Origin of the sequence: Luteimonas sp. FCS-9 (assembly GCF_001014645.1) — a bacterium.
Lineage (GTDB): Bacteria > Pseudomonadota > Gammaproteobacteria > Xanthomonadales > Xanthomonadaceae > Luteimonas.
The window spans coordinates 310320-326633 of record NZ_LASZ01000002.1 but is presented as its reverse complement, the minus strand read 5'-3'; the positions used below and the strand labels follow the sequence as shown (position 1 = coordinate 326633).

Below are 16314 nucleotides of genomic sequence, written 5' to 3'. Positions count from 1 at the left end.
GGCGGGAGGAAGGGGTTTAGATGACGCCCTGGGCGAGCATGGCGTCGGCGACCTTGATGAAGCCGGCGATGTTGGCGCCGGCGACGTAGTCCACGCGGCCGTCGGCGCGCTTGCCGTGGCGGACGCAATGGCCGTGGATGTCCTTCATGATCGCGTGCAGGCGCTCGTCGACCTCGGCGTGGTGCCAGGACAGGCGCAGCGCGTTCTGGCTCATCTCCAGGCCCGAGGTCGCCACGCCGCCGGCGTTGCTGGCCTTGCCGGGCGCGTACAGCGTGCCCGCGGCCTGGAACGCGTCGATCGCCTCGAGCGTGCACGGCATGTTCGCGCCTTCGGCCACGCACAGCACGCCGTTGTCGATCAGCGTGCGCGCATCGCGCTCGTCGAGCTCGTTCTGGGTCGCGCAGGGCAGGGCGATCTCGGCCGGGACGTGCCAGGGGCGCCGGCCTTCGAGGTACTCGAAGCGCGGGTCGTCGGCGAGCTCGGCCAGCCGGCCGCGGCGCTGGTTCTTCAGCGCCATGAGTTCTTCGACCGCATCGCCGTCGAAGCCGTCCTTCGCGTACAGCGTGCCGCCCGAGTCGGAGAAGGTCAGCACCCGGCCGCCGAGCTCGATGGCCTTGAGCGCGGCGTACTGCGCGACGTTGCCCGCGCCCGAGATCAGCACACGCGCGCCGTCGGTGTCGCGGCGCGCGTGGTGCAGCATCTGCTCGACGAAGTAGACGGTGCCGTAGCCGGTGGCCTCGGGCCGCATCAGGCTGCCGCCGTAGCTCAGGCCCTTGCCGGTGAACACGCAGCCGGCATGGTTGGCGAGCTTCTTGAGGTAGCCGGCCATGAAACCGATCTCGCGCGCGCCCACGCCGATGTCGCCGGCCGGCACGTCGGTGTCGGGGCCCAGATGACGATGGAGCTCGGCGACGAGCGCCTGGCAGAAGCGCATCACCTCGCCGTCGCTGCGGCCCTTGGGGTCGAAGTCGGCGCCGCCCTTGCCGCCGCCCATCGGCAGCGTCGTGAGCGCGTTCTTGAAGGTCTGTTCGAACGCCAGGAACTTCAGGATCGACAGGTTCACGGAAGGGTGGAAGCGCATGCCGCCCTTGAACGGGCCGATCGCCGCGCTGTGCTGCACGCGCCAGGCGCGGTTGACCCGGACGCGGCCGTGGTCGTCGACCCACGGCACGCGGAACTGCACGACGCGCTCGGGTTCGACCAAGCGCTCGAGCAGCGCCTGGTCGCGGTAGTGCGGGTGGCGGTCCAGGAACGGCCACAGGCTGGTCATGACCTCGCGCACCGCCTGCAGGAACTCAGGCTGGTGCGGATCGCGCGCGGCGACCGTGCGCAGGAAGTCCCCGAGCCCGGCCGGGGTGCCGTCGCCGCCGGTCATGCAGCCTGTTCGCTGGACAGGGCGAGCCGCTCCACGATCGCGTCGGTGGCCTCGCGGGTCGAGCGGGCACCGTCGTGCGGGGCGAGGTCGGCGGTGAACACGCCGGCATCGAGCGCCGCGTCCACGGCCTGTTCGATGCAGGCCGCTTCCTGCGACAGGCCCAGCGAGTAGCGCAGCAGCAGCGCGGCGCTGAGGATCGTGCCGACCGGGTTGGCGATGCCGCGACCGGCGATGTCGGGCGCCGAGCCGTGGATCGGCTCGAAGAGGCCTTTGGCGCGGTCCGTCGAAGTCGAACCGTCGGCGCCCACGCAGCCCTCGCCCAGCGACGCCGACGGCAGCAGGCCAAGCGAGCCGGCGAGCATCGAAGCCTCGTCGGTCAGGATGTCGCCGAACATGTTCTCGGTCACGATCACATCAAACGCGCGCGGCTTGGCCAGCAGATGCATCGCCATCGAGTCGACCAGCTGGTGCTCGAGCGTCACGTCGGGGAACTCGTCGCGCGCCACGCGGGTGGCGACCTCGCGCCACAGCCGCGAGGTCTCGAGCACGTTGGCCTTGTCGACCGAGGTCACGTGGCCGCGGCGTCCGCGCGCCAGCAGGCAGGCGCGCCGCACGACGCGCTCGACTTCCTCCACCGAGTACCGGCACAGGTCGGTGGCGTCCTCGGCGCTGCGCGTCTTGTCGCCGAAGTAGATGCCGCCGGTGAGCTCGCGCACGACCAGCAGGTCGACGCCGGCCAGCAGATGCGACTTGATCGGCGAGGCGCCGACGGCCGCGGCGTGCGGGCGCACCGGACGCAGGTTCGCGTACAGGCCGAGCGCCTTGCGGATCGCCAGCAGGCCCTGCTCGGGCCGCACCGGCGCGTCGGGCGCCGACCACTTGGGCCCGCCGACCGCGCCCAGCAGCACCGCGTCGGCATCGCGCGCGGCGGCCAGCGTGGCGTCGGGCAGCGGGTGGCCGGTCGCGTCGATCGCGGCGCCACCGATCAGGTGCTCGTGCAGCGAGAAACGGTGGCCGAAGCGGTCGGCGACCGCCTGCAGCACTTCGACCGCGGCTGCGGTCACTTCCGGGCCGATGCCGTCGCCCGGCAGTACGACGATGTCAGCGTGCATGGTGGCGCTCCTCGTAGGATCGGATCTCGGCGCTGCGCGCCAGCAGGTAGCCCATCTCGTCGACGCCCTCGAGCAGGCAGGTGCGCGCGAACGCGTCGAGCGGGAAGGGATGGACGGCGCCGCGGGGCGTGCGCAGCTCGCGCGCCGCGATGTCGACCTCCAGCACGTCGTCGGGCCGCGACATCAGGTCCTGCACGACCGCCTCGGGCAGCACGACCGCCAGCAGGCCGTTCTTGAGCGCGTTGTTGCGGAAGATGTCGGCGATCTCGCTGCTCACGACCACGCGCAGCCCCAGGTCGCGCAGCGCCCACGGCGCATGCTCGCGCGAGGAGCCGCAGCCGAAGTTGCGCCCGGCCAGCAGGATCTCGCGGCCGGCGTTGCGCGGCTGGTTGAATGCGAAATCGGGGTTGGGCGCGCCATCCTCGCGCCAGCGCCAATCGTTGAAGGCGTGCCGGCCCAGGCCCTGGCGCTCGGTCGTCGACAGGAAGCGGGCGGGGATGATCTGGTCGGTATCGATGTTGGTCTGGGCCAGCACGACGCTGGCCGAGACGATCCGGGTGTTCGAAGTCATGTGATGGACCCTGGCGTGACGCGGGGGGGCGCGGATTTAAGGCGTGGGGCGAAGGCGACGGGCGCACGGCGTGCCGGCGGGATCGCCCGCGTCCGTCCCGTGTCGTCTGCAAGGCTTGGCGGTCGGTACGCGCGCATCACGCCACCGCCCGGCGATCGTCGAACAGCTCGCGCGGATCGGCGACGACGCCGCGCACCGCGGCCCAGGCGGCGGTCGCCGGCGAAGCCAGCAGCGTGCGCGCGCCGGGCCCCTGGCGACCTTCGAAATTGCGGTTGCTGGTGCTCACGGCCAGTTGGCCGGGTGCGACCAGGTCGCCGTTCATCGCGATGCACATCGAGCAGCCGGGCTCGCGCCATTCGGCGCCGGCCGCGCGCACGATCGCGTCGATGCCCTCGGCCTCGGCCTCGCGCTTGACGATCTCAGAGCCCGGCACCACGAGCATGCGCACGCCGGCCGCGACGCGGCGGCCCTGCAGCACCTGCGCGACCTCGCGCATGTCGCGCAAGCGGCCGTTGGTGCACGAGCCCACGAACACCACGTCGACCGGCATGCCGGCCAGCGGGCGTCCGGCGGCAACGCGCATGTAGTCCTGGCCCTTGCGCTCGGCGGCATCGGACGCCTCGGGCACCGGCACGTCGACGCCGATCGCCGTGCCCGGGTGCGTGCCCCAGGTCAGTGTCGGGCGGATGTCGGCCGCGTCGATGCGCACCTCGACGTCGAACGTCGCGCCCGGGTCGCTGCGCAGTTCGCGCCAGCGTGCGACCGCGGCGTCGAAGTCCGCGCCCTTGGGCCCGCGCGGCGTGCGCGCGATCCAGTCGAACGTGGTGTCGTCGGGCGCGACCATGCCGGCGCGCGCACCGGCCTCGATCGACATGTTGCACAGGGTCATGCGCTGCTCCATGTCCATCGCCTCGATCGTCGAGCCGCGATACTCGATGACGTGGCCGGTGCCGCCGTTGACGCCGATCACGCCGATCGCGTGCAGGGTCACGTCCTTGGCACCGACGCCCGGGGCGAGTTCGCCGTCGACCGTGATCGCCATCGTGCGGGGGCGCCGTTGCAGCAGGCACTGCGTGGCCAGCACGTTGCCGACCTCGCTGGTGCCGATGCCGAAGGCGAGCGCGCCGAACGCGCCGTGGGTGGAGGTGTGGCTGTCGCCGCAGACGATGGTCATGCCCGGCTGGGTGAAGCCCTGCTCGGGCGCGATCACGTGGACGATGCCGCGCTGGTCGGAGGCCATGTCGAACAGCTCGATGCCGAACTGCGCGCAGTTGGCAGCCAGCGTCTCGACCTGCTTCTCGGCGGCGGGTGTGGCGTAGGGCAGGCGGCCGTCGGGACCGGCCGGCAGCGTCGGCGTGGAGTGGTCCATCGTCGCCTTGGTACGGTCGGGGCGGCGCGGGGACAGGCCGCGGGCGCGCAACTCGGTGAACGCCTGCGGGGACGTGACCTCGTGGATCAGGTGCAGGTCGATGTAGAGCACGGCGGGCGCGGCGTCGGTCTCGGGGATCACGACGTGCGCGTCCCACAGCTTGTCGAAGAGGGTTTTGGGTGGACTGGCGGTCATGCTGGTTCTTGTCTTGTTTGTAGGAGCGCGCTTGCGCGCGATGGGATTGCCGGAAAGCGTCATCGCGCGAGCGCGCCTACGGGAACGGGGGCGCTCAGGCGTGGACGGCCTGTTGCGGCGCGGGTGCGGTCGCGGCGCGGCCGCGCAGGATCCGGTTGGCGACGTCGAGCCAGGCCAGCGCGCTGGCCTCGATGATGTCGCGGCTGGTGCCGCTGCCGTCGAAGATGTCCTCGCCGTGGCGCACGCTGACGCTGGCCTCGCCGCGCGCGTCGCGCCCGATGCCGACACTGTGCACCTGATAGCTCTCCAGCGACAGCTCGACGCCGGTCGCCGAGGCCAGCGCGGCGAACAGCGCGTCGACCGGGCCGTCGCCGAGTGCGCTTTCGCTGACCTTGTTGCCGTCGGGGTCGGACAGCTCGATCACCGCGCTCGCGCGCTGGCCCCGGTCGCTGATCGTCATCGACGCCAGACGCCAGCCCTGGCCGTGCACGTCGCCGTGCATCAGCGCTTCCAGGTCGTCGTCGTCGACCACGCGCTGGCGCTCGCACAGCGCCTTGAACGCAGCGAACACCTGGTCGAGCTGCGCGTCCTCGAGCGTGTAGCCGAGCGCGCGCAGGCGGTGGCCGACCGCGGCGCGGCCGCTGTGGCGGCCCAGCACCAGCTTCGAATCGGGCCAGCCGACGTCGGAGGGATTCATGATCTCGTAGGTGCCGCGGTGGCGCAGCATGCCGTGCTGGTGGATGCCCGACTCGTGCGCGAACGCGTTCTCGCCGACGATCGCCTTGTTGCGCTGCACGCTCATCCCGGTCAGGCGGCGCAGCAGCTGCGAGGTCGGCACCAGGCGGCGGGTGTCGAGCCGGGTGTCGACGCCGTAGAACGCGTTGCGCACCTTCAGCGCCATCGCCAGTTCCTCGACGGCGCAGTTGCCGGCGCGCTCGCCGATGCCGTTGATCGTGCACTCGACCTGGCGCGCGCCGCCCTCGATCGCGGCCAGCGAGTTGGCGACCGCTAGGCCCAGGTCGTTGTGGCAGTGCGCGCTGAAGATCACGTCGCGCGCGCCGGGGACCGTGGCGATCAGCCGCTGGAACAGCGCGCGGCTCTCCTCGGGCGTCGCGTAGCCCAGCGTGTCGGGCACGTTGATCGTGGTCGCGCCGTTGGCGATCGCCGCGGCGATGACCTCGTCCAGGAAGTCGTCCTCGGTGCGGGTGCCGTCCTCGGTCGAGAACTCCACGTCATCGACCAGCCGACGCGCGTGCGCGACGCTGGTCGCGGCCATGTCCAGCACCTGCTGCCGGCTCATGCGCAGCTTGTGCTCGCGGTGCAGCGGGCTGGTGGAAACGAAGACGTGGATGCGCGGACGTGCCGTGCCCTCGAGCGCGCGCGCCGAGGCCTCGATGTCGGCCGGCAGGCAGCGCGAGAGCACCGCGAGCGTCGGGTCGCGGACTTCGCGGGCGATCAGCCGCGCGGCCTCGCGATCGGATTCGGAGCTGGCGGGAAAGCCGGTCTCGATGATGTCCACGCCCAGCTCGGCGAGCGCGCGCGCCATCACCACCTTCTGCTGCGGCGACATGCTGCAGCCGGGCGATTGCTCGCCGTCGCGCAGCGTGGTGTCGAAGATGCGGATCGTGTCGGGAGCGGTCATGCGGGAAGTTCCTCGGGAATGCGGTGTGGCGTGCGGTCGGGCTGTGCGGCGGCGGGGCTGCGTCGAAGTCGCGGCTCGCCGCCTCCGGCCGGCGCGGGCGCGGCGAGATCGTTGCGCCGCCGCGGGGTGGCGACCGGTGCGGGCGGAGACGCGATCACGGCGACCGGCTCGACTGCGCGCTGGCGACGCCGCGGCTTGCGCGGGGGCCGCGGCCTGACCTCCGACAGCAGGCGCGCCAGCACGCCGGCATCCACGTTGCCGCCCGAGACCACCGCGACCTTGCGGCGGCCGGCGACGCGTCGCCCCGCGGCCAGCGCCAGCGCGCCGGCGCCCTCGGCGATCACGTGCTCCTCGAGCGCCAGCCGGACCAGCGTCTCGCGCAGCTCGGCCTCGCGGACGATGACGACGTCGTCGAGCAGGTCGGCCAGCAGTGCGCGGGTCAGCTGGCCCGGGTCCGCCACGCGCACGCCGTCGGCGAGCGTGGCGACCGGCGAGAACGGGCCGTCCTCGCCGCGCAGCACGCGTGCCATCGCGTCGACGCCCTCGACCTGGGCGCCGACGATGCGCACGCCCTGGCTCCTGAGCGCCAGCGCGACACCGGCCGCCAGGCCGCCGCCGCCGATCGGCACGATGACGACGTCGGGGACCAGCGCGGCCGCGATCTCCAGGCCCACCGTGCCCTGGCCGGCGATCACGTCGATGTCGTCGAACGCCGACAGCAGGCGGAAGCCGTTCTGGGCGGCCAGTTCGGCCGCGAACGCCTTGGCCTCGTCGTAGGTGTCGCCATGCAGGCGCACCGTGGCGCCCCAGTGCGCGACGCCGGCGACCTTGGTCTGCGGCGCGTTGCGCGGCATCACCGTGATCGCCGGCACGCCGAGCCGATAGGCGGCCCAGGCCATGCCCTGGGCGTGGTTGCCGGCCGAGGCGGCGATGACCGTGCGGTCGTCGCCGCGCTCGCGCGCGGCCAGCAACGCGTTGAGCGCGCCGCGCACCTTGTACGAGCCGGTGCGCTGCAGGTTTTCCAGCTTCAGCCAGCAGCCGAAGCGCTCGGCATAGTGGATCGGCGTCGCGTCGAGGTGCCGGCGCAGCCGCGCCTGCGCCGCCAGCACGTCGCTGGCGGTCGCACGCGGGGCGCGGCCTACGTCGGGCTCGGACATGCTCAGACCGCCGTCAGCCAGCCGCGGCCGGTCTCGGCCTGGCCGCGGACGACGCGGCCGTAGAGCTCGGCCAGTTCGCGGGTCACCGGGTTGTCGCCGTAGCTGCGGTCCTCGATGGCCTGCACCGGGGCGACCTCGGCGGCGGTGCCGCAGGCGAACACCTCGTCGGCGTCCAGCAGTTCGGCCACGGTGACCGCGCGCACCTGCGCGCCGGTCAGCGCGATCAGCGTGTCGCGGGTGATGCCCGGCAGCGCGTCGCGGTGGTCGACCGACGTCACGCGCCCGTCCTTGACCAGGAAGACGTTGGCGCCGGTGCATTCGACGACGAAGCCGTCGGCATCGGTGAACAGCGCCTCGTCGAAGCCGCGCGACTTGCTCTGCCGCTTGGCCAGGATCGAGTTGACGTAGGCGCCGCACAGCTTCAGCGGCGGCAGCGAGTCGGCGGGGTTGCGCCGCCAGGTGCTGATGCCCAGGCGCGCGCGGGTGCCCGCCAGGTGCACGCGGGTCGCGGTCGTGGCGACCATCAGGTGCTCGGTGTGGCCCTCGACGTCGAGCCCGAAGCCGCCTTCGCCGAACCACGCCAGCGGGCGGACGTAGGCATCGCGGTGGCGGTTGGCGCGCAGCGTCGCCAGCACCGCCTCGGTCGCGAGCGCCGGGTCGAAGGCCATGCCCAGCAGCGCCGCGCCCTGGCGCATGCGTTCCATGTGCTCGGGCAGCCGGAACACCGCCGCGCCGTCGGCCGTGGCATAGGCGCGGATGCCCTCGAACACGCCGCTGCCGTAGTGCATCGCGTGCGTGGTGAGCCCGGCCTGCAGCGTGTCGATGTCGTGCAGCGCGCCGTCGAACCAGACCTGGTCTCTGGGGGCATGGGCGGCGTCGGCGATCGGCGTGACCGTCGCGGCCTCGGCGGTGGCGTTCAGCGACATGGCTGCACCTCCACCGACAGGCAGTCGTAGAGCTTGGCGAGCTGGCCCTGCAGCGCGCCGGCCGCGCGATCGCCCTCGACGGTCATGCGCAGGTTCCAGCGGTCGCTGTCCTCGCGCGCGGCGCCCTCGAACGCCAGCGGCCGGAAGCCGCGGCGTTCGGTGGTGCCCAGCACCCGCACCAGTGCGCCTTCGGCGCGGCGCAGGGTCATCTCAAACTGGTAACGCATGGCTCGATTCCTTGGGAGAGGTGGCGACGGGGTGTGCGGTGGGTGCGGCCGGCGTCCCGACGTCGAGCGAAGTGACCTCGTCGGCGTCGAGCATCTGCGCGTTGTTGTGGTTGGGCGGTACCAGCGGCCAGACGTTGGCGGCGGTGTCGATGGCGACGTGCAGCAGCGCCGGGCCCGGCGCGTCGAGCAGCGCCTGCAGCGCGGCCTCGACGTCGTCGGCGCGGTCGACCGACAGCGCCTGGATGCCGAATGCGCGCGCGACCTGCGCGAAGTCGGGGTTGTCGGACAGGTCGATCTCCGAATAGCGGCGCTCGAAGAACAGCTCCTGCCACTGCCGCACCATGCCCAGCGCCTGGTTGTCGAGCAGCACGATCTTGACCGGCACCCGGTAGCGCTTGAGCGTCGCCAGCTCCTGCACGTTCATCAGGAACGAGCCGTCGCCGCTGACGCAGACCACGCGCCGCGCCGGGTCCTCGATCTGCGCGCCGATCGCGGCCGGTAGGCCGAAGCCCATCGCGCCCAGCGCGCCGCTGGTCAGGTGCTTGCGCGGATGGTCGAAGCGCCAGTGCTGGGCGACCCACATCTGGTGCTGGCCGACGTCGCAGGCGACGACGGCGTCGGGCGCCAGCTCGCTCAGGCGCTTGAGCAGCGCCGGGGCATACACCTTGTCGCCGGGCGCGTCGTAGCGCGCGGCGAAGCGTTCACGCCGTTGCGCGCACAGCGCACGCCATTGCGCGCGCGCGGCCGCGTGCCGGCCCTGCATCTGCGCCGCGCACGGCGCGGCCAGGCGCGACAGGCTGGCCGCGACGTCGCCGCAGACCGCGACATCGGTCTCGCGCAGCTTGCCGATCTCGCAGCCGTCGCCGTCCAGGTGCACGATCCGCGCGTGCGGGGCGAACTCGGCCAGCTTGCCGGTGGCGCGGTCGTCGAAGCGCGCGCCCACGACCAGCAGCAGGTCGGCCTCCTGCACCGCCAGGTTGGCCGCGCGCGTGCCGTGCATGCCCAACATGCCCAGGTTCGCCGGGTGCGACGGCGCCAGCGCGCCGAGCCCGCGCAGCGTCAGCACGGTCGGGATCGCGGTCAGGTCGGCGAACTCGCGGAACGCCTCCAGCGCATCGCCCAGGATGATGCCGCCGCCGCCGTAGACCACCGGACGTTCGGCCTGCGAAATCAGCGCGGCCGCTTCGTGCAGCGCATGATCGGCGCAGGCCGGCATCGTGTCGGCCGTGGAGGGAACGTGCGCGCCCAGGTGGGCCGCATCGCCGACCTGCACGTCCTTGGGCAGGTCGATCAGCACCGGCCCGGGACGACCGGAACGCGCGAGCCGGAACGCCTCGGCGACCGCGCGCGGCAGTTCGTCGACGCTGCGCACCAGGAAGCTGTGCTTGACGATCGGCAGCGTCATGCCGAACACGTCCAGTTCCTGGAACGCGTCGGTCCCCATCAGCGGCGTGGCGACCTGGCCGGTGACGATCACCATCGGCACCGAGTCGAGCATCGCATCGGCGATGCCGGTGACCAGGTTCGAGGCGCCCGGACCGGAGGTCGCCACGCAGACGCCCACGCGCCCGCTGGCCCGCGCGAACCCGTTCGCGGCGAATGCCGCGCCCTGTTCGTGGCGGACCAGCACGTGCTTCAACGACGCGCCGTGCAGCGCGTCGTAGAACGGCATGATCGCGCCGCCCGGATACCCGAAGATCGTCTCGACCCCCTCGGCCTCCAGCGCCTGCACCAGCCAGCGGGCGCCGTTCATCACGCAGCCTCGCTCTGCGCCTTGGCAGGCGCCTGCGCCGCGTCGGCCTGCTCGCCCAGCCAGGTCATCTTCGCGCGCAGTTCGCGGCCGACCTTCTCGATCGGATGGTCGAAGTCGGCCTGCTTGAAGCGCTTGTAGTTCGGCAGCCCGGCCTCGTACTCGGCGACCCAGTTCTTGGCGAACGTGCCGTCCTGGATGTCGGCCAGCACCGCCTTCATGCGCGCCTTGACGCCGGCGTCGATCACGCGCGGGCCGCTGACGTAGTCGCCGTACTGCGCGGTCTCGGAGATGAACTCGAGCATGCGGGTGATGCCGCCTTCGTAGAACAGGTCGACGATCAGCTTGAGCTCGTGCAGCACCTCGTAATAGGCGATCTCGGGCTGGTAGCCGGCCTCGACCAGCGTCTCGAATCCGGCCTGCACCAGCGACGACGCGCCGCCGCACAGCACCGCCTGCTCGCCGAACAGGTCGGTCTCGGTCTCTTCCTTGAACGTGGTCTCGATCACGTTGGCGCGCGCGCCGCCCAGGCCCGCGGCATAGGCCAGCGCGGTGGCCTGCGCGTTGCCGCTGCGGTCCTGGTGCACCGCGTAGATGCACGGCACGCCGCGGCCGATCTCGTATTCACGGCGCACCAGCGCGCCCGGGCCCTTGGGCGCGACCAGCACCACGTCCAGGTCGTCGCGCGGGGCGATCATGCCGTAGTGCACGTTCAGGCCGTGGGCGAACAACAGTGTCGCGCCTTGCTTCATGTGCGGCGCCAGCACGTCGGCGTAGAGCTGCTTCTGCACCATGTCCGGCGTCAGCACGGCGACCAGATCGGCGTCCTTCACCGCATCGGCAGGCGCGTTGACCGCGAAGCCGTCGGCCTTGGCCTTTTGTTCGGTCGGCCCGCCGGGGCGCAGGCCGACGACAACGTCGAAGCCGGAGTCGCGCAGGTTCAACGCGTGCGCGCGGCCCTGGCTGCCGTAACCGACGATGGCGATGGTGGGGTGTGCAGTGCTCATGGGCGATCGTGTCCACTGGGTTGGGAGGAAGGGGCGGGCGCCGCGATCGGGGCCCGGATACGACGACGGCCGGAGGTCGAGGGCATCGCCCTGATCCATCCGGCCGTCCTGCGCGCCGTCGCGGCGCGGGTGCAGGCGGTGCGTCGAGACGTCCGCGCCGCGCTGCACGCCGCGTGGGCGGCGGTGCGGGCAGTGCGGCGGGCGGGCATCGACGTGGACATTTGTGTGCTCTCGGGAAGGTGGTCTGGCAGGGAGGCGGCAACAAAAAACCCCGCGCTTGTCGGCGCGGGGTTCGGTTCTTTCGACCTTGGTGTTCGTTTGCTCTACACGAACCCCGTTCCCGCGCCTGATTGGACGGTAATAAGAAGTACGGCGAGAAGGAGCGCGGTGCCCGCGGCGAACGCGAGGACCCGGCCGTCACCGGCGGCGGTGCGTGCGAGGGTCTGGGGGCGGGTGTTGCGCTGCGTCATGGGTCGAGAAAAGCACGGCCTTGCAGCGCATGTCAACAGTTGCGTCGACAACCAATCCCGTCGGCGCGGCGGATCAGCGTCTGCGCGCGGCACGATGCGCGCGCCGCAGCAGGCCCAGCGTCGCCTGTTCCCACTGTCGCGGTCCGCGCGCGTTCGCGGCCGCGCGCTGCAGGCTGCCGTCGCGCCACGCCGGGTAGAGCACCGGGTCCACGTAGGCCTTGCGGCAGACCGAGACCGTATTGCCGAGCGTGGCGGCGACATCGGCGATGACCTGTTTCTCCTGCAGCGCCAGCGCCCGCTCGCTCGGCGGACCGCCGTTGCGCCCGGTGGGCAGCGGCAGCGCGGCGAACCGACGGAACGCCAGCGCCGTGCCGCCCCAGGTGCGGAAGTCCTTCGCCGTGAACGCCTCGCCCATGGCCTCGCGCAGATAGTCGTTGACCATGCCCGAGTCCACGCCGCGGCATTCGCCGTCCTCGTCCAGGTACTGGAACAGCGCCTGTCCCGGCAGCTGCTGGCAGCGGCGCACGAGCCGGCACAGCCGCGCGTCGTCGAGCGCGATGTCCTGCGCCTGGCCGCTCTTGCCGCGGAAGCGCAGCCGCGCGCCGCCGGCCTTGGCCCGCTCGAAGTGCCGGTTGCGCAACGTGGTCAGCCCGAACGAGCCGTTGCTGCGGGTGTAGGTGTCGTTGCCGACGCGAATCAGGGTCTGCGACAGCAGCGACACGACGATCGCCAGCACCTTCTCGCGCGGCATGCCGGGCAGGGCGAGATCGCGGCGCAGCGCACGGCGCAGGCGCGGCAACGCCTCGCCGAAGGCCACGATCCGGTCGAACTTGCCCATCCCGCGCGTGGTCGACCAGTCGGGGTGGTAGCGGTACTGCTTGCGACCGCGCGCGTCGCGGCCGGTCGCCTGCAGATGGCCGTTGGCGTGGCGGCAGATCCACACGTCGGTGTAGGCGGGCGGAATCGCGAGCTGGCGGATGCGGGCCAGCGTGTCGCGATCGCGCACGATGCCGCCGTCGGGGTCGCGGTAGCTGAAGCCCTTGCCCGCGCGACGGCGGCGCAGGCCAGGATCGCGGTCGCAGACCCAGCGCAGTCCGGCGGCGCGCGCGGCCTCGATGCTGGCCTCGGTGGCGGGGGCTGACACGGGCGCGTTGCGGTTCATGAGCAGCTGATAACAACGCCGCCGGCAGTGCGCCGTGAACGCCGGCCCCTTCACCCCCCAGGCACGGCGGCCTGCGCAGACTCGCCCCACACACACTTCCGGAGGACGCCTCATGAAGACTCTGCACAAGACCCTGATGGCCGGCGCGCTGGCCGGTGCCGTCGCATTCACCGGCTCGGCCCTCGCGCAGGATCACGACCGTCACGACCGCAAGGACCAGACCGCGGCCGCGCAGACCGATTCCAACCAGCCGATGTCCGACACCTGGATCACCACCAAGGTGAAGGCGGATCTTCTGGCGTCGAGCGACGTCTCGGGCCTGGACATCAGCGTCGAAACGAGCAACGGCACGGTGAGCCTGTCGGGCGACGTCGAGTCGCAGGCGCAGATCGACCGTGCCACCGCGATCGCGCGCGGAATCGAAGGCGTGCAGCGCGTCGACACCAAGCAGCTGAAGGTCGCCACCGGCAACCGCGTCTCGCGTCCCTGATCGACGCCTCGCGACCAGCGAAGCCCCCTGCCATGCGGCAGGGGGCTTTTTCGTGGCGCGGGATTGCGGTCGATGCGGGCGCCAGCGGGAATTCCCGTAGGAGCGCGCTCGCGCGCGATGGGACATTCCCGGCCAAGCCCATCGCGCGCGAGCGCGCTCCTACGGGACAGCGGAGCGTGATTCGCGAAAAGCACCCGGCCCACGCAGGATCGACGAACTCGATCATTTCTGCACCCACAACCTTGCCGCGCCGCCGTCCCGTATCCCGCTTTTCGATCCGCTGTCGCACCTGTGTCCAGCGCCTGCCGGGTGCCGTGACCACCAAGCGGATATCGGGCCGCGACTGGGCACGGTACCCGGCAGGCGCCCACGCAGGATTTTCCGCCTGTCCCCGACGCCTCCAAAGATGTTCCTTCCGGCTTCCCGTTAGAGCGCAGCCGCCAGCGCCGCGTGATCCGCCGGCAAGGGCGTGCCCTGCGCAGGGCGCGCCAGGCACGCCGCGAGCGCGGGCGGCAGCGGCACGGCGTGGCCGACCAGCGGTTCGACGATGGTCTCGAACTTGGCCGGGTGCGCGGTCGCGACGACCGCCCAGTCGCGCGTGTCGCCCGCATCGCGCAGCCCGTCGAGCACGGACAGTGCCGTGGCCGTGTGCGGGCAGGGCACGATGCCGTGACGCGCAGGCGCCGCCGCGATCGCCTCTCGGATCGTCGCGTCGTCCACGCGTTCGGCGACGAAGCCCGCCCGCAGCGCCGCATCGTCGGCGTGCCAGTGCCGCAGCCGCTCGAAGTTGCTCGGCGCGCCCACATCCATCGCATTGGCGAGCGTGGCGCGCGTGGGCTGGGCGGCGTAGTCGGCGCCGGCGAAGAAACGCGGCAGCGTGTCGTTGGCATTGCAGGCCAGCCGGATCTCGCCCAGCGGCGCGCCCATGGCGCGCGCGAGCACCGCCGCGCAGGCGTTGCCCAGGTTGCCGGTCGGCACGATGAGGTTCAGCGTCGTGCCGTGGCGCGCGTGGTGCGCGACCGCCGCATGCACGTAGTACGCCGACTGCGGCAGCAGCCGTCCCAGGCTGATGCTGTTGGCCGAGCCCAGCGGCACGCGCGCCCGCAGCGCCGGATCCGACAGCGCACCCTTGGCCAGGTGCTGGCAGTCGTCGAAGCTGCCGTCGACGCGGAACGCCCGCACGTTGTCGCCCCAGCATTCCAGCCCGTGCGCCTGCCGCGGCGACACCCGCCCTTCGGGGTAGAGGATCGCGACACGGAAGCCGGGCCGCCGATGGAAGGCGGCGGCGACCGCCGCGCCGGTGTCGCCCGACGTGGCGACGACGATCGTGGTGTCGGGCGCGTCGGGCGACCGCAGCGCCTCGAGCGCGCCGGCGAGAAAGCGCGCGGCGTAGTCCTTGAACGCCGCCGTGGGTCCGTGGAACAGCTCGAGCACGTGATCGCCGGTGCCGTGCAGCGGTCGCAACGGCGCGTCGAACGCGAACGCCTCGCCGCACAGCGCGGGTAAACGTCCCTCGAGCCGCGAGCCTGCGAACCACGGCGCGAGCGTCGCTGTCGCGGTGTCGGCGAGCGTGGCGCGTGGCGTCGCCAGGTCGAGCACCGGGATCGACGCCGGCACGTACAGGCCGCCATCGGGTGCGAGTCCGGCGACGAGTGCGTCGTCGATCGGCGTCGGCGGCACGCCGCCGCGGGTGCTCAGGAAATCCATGGACGACTCGTCACTGGGGGAAGGACATGCGCGTGGCGCGATCGATGGCCGTGCGCGCCGGCGCCGCGCCGAGGAGCGCGGCACGCGGGCCCGCGACCGGGCCGACGTAGGCGCGCGCATCGAAGCCGGCGTCGGCGAAGGCCTGGCGCATGGCTGGCGCCGCCGTCTCGGCGTCGGCGCGCGAGGCGAACCACGCGAACACGCTCGGACCGCCGCCCGAGATGCTCGCACCGAGCGCCGCGTGCGCGAGCGCGGCCGCCTTCACCTGCGCGAAGCCGGGGATCAGCGCGGCGCGTCGCGGTTCGACCAGCACGTCGTGCAGCCCGGCGCGGACCAGGTCCAGGTCGCCGCGCTGCAGCCCGGTCAGGAACAGCGCCAGGTGCGTGCCGTGCGCGACGACGTCGTGCAGCGGATAGGGCTCGGCGAGCACGGCGCGCGAGCGTCGCGTCTCCAGCACCTGGTCGGGATGCACGACCACCGCGTGCAGCGTGGCAGGCACGTCGAGCGCGATCGCGCGGTCGGCGGTCGCCAGCGTCACTCCGCCCAGGAGCATCGGCGCGACGTTGTCGCCGTGGCGGCTGCCACTGGAGATCGACTCTCCGTCGAGCGCGAACGGATACAGCGCCCCGCGCGCCAGCGGCGCATCGAGCAGCGCGTTCGCGGCGACGAGCGCGGCGACGCACGAGGCCGCCGACCCGCCGAGTCCCGAGCCCAGGGGAATGCCCTTCTCCAGCCGCAGCGCGAACCCGTCCGGCAGCGACAGCGCCTCGCGCAGCGACTGCAGCGCGACCCCGGCGGTGTTGCGGGCCGGGTCGAGCGGGATCGCGTCGATGCCGGCGACGTCGCCGTCGATCGACTCGATGACGACCGTCGGCGCGGCGATGCGGCGGACCCGGGCGACGTCCCGCGGTCCGTCGATCGCATGGCCGAGCAGGTCGAAGCCGACGCCGATGTTGCCGACGCTCGCCGGTGCGAAGGCGGCGATCCAGGGGTGTTCGGGCATGGTGTGGTCTCGTGCGGAAGCGGGATCGGCCGCGCGTCGGCGCGTCCGGCCAGGCGGCGCGCCGGGCGGCGCAACGAAGTGCGGGAAGCCGTCGGTCATCCGTGCGGCCCGGCACCGATCCTCGATGCATCGCCGTCATCATGCCGCAGGA

At 72.4% G+C, this 16314-nt stretch carries 14 protein-coding genes; 1 reads left to right on the top strand and 13 read right to left on the bottom strand.

All coding sequences use genetic code 11. The features are described 5' to 3' along the window. Positions 1 to 16 precede the first annotated feature (16 nt). From gdhA to WQ56_RS03020, 11 genes are all read right to left on the bottom strand, one after another. Complete coding sequence (gene gdhA / locus WQ56_RS03070; RefSeq protein ID WP_047135581.1) at positions 17 to 1375, bottom strand: NADP-specific glutamate dehydrogenase; 1359 nt, start codon at positions 1373 to 1375, stop codon at positions 17 to 19. After that, positions 1372 to 2487 (bottom strand): 3-isopropylmalate dehydrogenase, encoded by a 1116-nt coding sequence (gene leuB, locus WQ56_RS03065; RefSeq protein ID WP_047135580.1) that lies wholly within the window; start codon positions 2485 to 2487, stop codon positions 1372 to 1374. The genes gdhA and leuB overlap by 4 nt, the downstream gene beginning before the upstream one ends. Further along, positions 2477 to 3058 (bottom strand): 3-isopropylmalate dehydratase small subunit, encoded by a 582-nt coding sequence (gene leuD, locus WQ56_RS03060; RefSeq protein WP_047135579.1) that lies wholly within the window; start codon positions 3056 to 3058, stop codon positions 2477 to 2479. The genes leuB and leuD overlap by 11 nt, the downstream gene beginning before the upstream one ends. Before the next feature lie 136 nt (positions 3059 to 3194). Beyond that, a complete protein-coding gene (gene leuC / locus WQ56_RS03055) occupies positions 3195 to 4622 on the bottom strand; it encodes a 3-isopropylmalate dehydratase large subunit (protein ID WP_047135578.1) in 1428 nt (475 codons plus the stop codon). 94 nt (positions 4623 to 4716) lie between these two features. Beyond that, positions 4717 to 6264: a 2-isopropylmalate synthase gene (locus WQ56_RS03050; protein WP_047135577.1), complete on the bottom strand. Its 1548-nt coding sequence runs from the start codon at positions 6262 to 6264 to the stop codon at positions 4717 to 4719. Further along, positions 6261 to 7421: a threonine dehydratase gene (locus WQ56_RS03045; protein WP_082132147.1), complete on the bottom strand. Its 1161-nt coding sequence runs from the start codon at positions 7419 to 7421 to the stop codon at positions 6261 to 6263. The genes WQ56_RS03050 and WQ56_RS03045 overlap by 4 nt, the downstream gene beginning before the upstream one ends. A gap of 2 nt (positions 7422 to 7423) precedes the next feature. Then, on the bottom strand, positions 7424 to 8347 hold the full coding sequence (locus WQ56_RS03040; protein ID WP_082132146.1) for an aminotransferase class IV: 924 nt from the start codon (positions 8345 to 8347) through the stop codon (positions 7424 to 7426). After that, positions 8338 to 8574: an ACT domain-containing protein gene (locus WQ56_RS03035; RefSeq protein ID WP_047135576.1), complete on the bottom strand. Its 237-nt coding sequence runs from the start codon at positions 8572 to 8574 to the stop codon at positions 8338 to 8340. The genes WQ56_RS03040 and WQ56_RS03035 overlap by 10 nt, the downstream gene beginning before the upstream one ends. Continuing rightward, a complete protein-coding gene (ilvG, locus tag WQ56_RS03030; RefSeq protein WP_082132145.1) occupies positions 8558 to 10327 on the bottom strand; it encodes an acetolactate synthase 2 catalytic subunit in 1770 nt (589 codons plus the stop codon). Before ilvG ends, WQ56_RS03035 begins: the two co-directional genes overlap by 17 nt. Beyond that, entirely contained in the window at positions 10327 to 11331 is a 1005-nt protein-coding gene (ilvC, locus tag WQ56_RS03025; protein WP_047135575.1) for a ketol-acid reductoisomerase, read from the bottom strand. Before ilvC ends, ilvG begins: the two co-directional genes overlap by 1 nt. 543 nt (positions 11332 to 11874) lie before the next feature. Beyond that, positions 11875 to 12945, bottom strand: a complete 1071-nt coding sequence (locus WQ56_RS03020) for a DNA topoisomerase IB (protein WP_231583332.1) — start codon at positions 12943 to 12945, stop codon at positions 11875 to 11877. 130 nt (positions 12946 to 13075) lie between these two features. Here WQ56_RS03020 and WQ56_RS03015 point away from each other — a divergent pair, with 130 nt between their 5' ends. Continuing rightward, positions 13076 to 13453 (top strand): BON domain-containing protein, encoded by a 378-nt coding sequence (locus WQ56_RS03015; RefSeq protein WP_047135573.1) that lies wholly within the window; start codon positions 13076 to 13078, stop codon positions 13451 to 13453. A gap of 426 nt (positions 13454 to 13879) precedes the next feature. Here WQ56_RS03015 and thrC read toward each other — a convergent pair whose 3' ends face one another. Continuing rightward, on the bottom strand, positions 13880 to 15160 hold the full coding sequence (thrC, locus tag WQ56_RS03010; RefSeq protein ID WP_047135572.1) for a threonine synthase: 1281 nt from the start codon (positions 15158 to 15160) through the stop codon (positions 13880 to 13882). A 10-nt stretch (positions 15161 to 15170) separates the two neighbouring features. Beyond that, positions 15171 to 16163 (bottom strand): homoserine kinase, encoded by a 993-nt coding sequence (locus tag WQ56_RS03005; RefSeq protein ID WP_047135571.1) that lies wholly within the window; start codon positions 16161 to 16163, stop codon positions 15171 to 15173. Between the last annotated feature and the right edge of the window lie 151 nt (positions 16164 to 16314).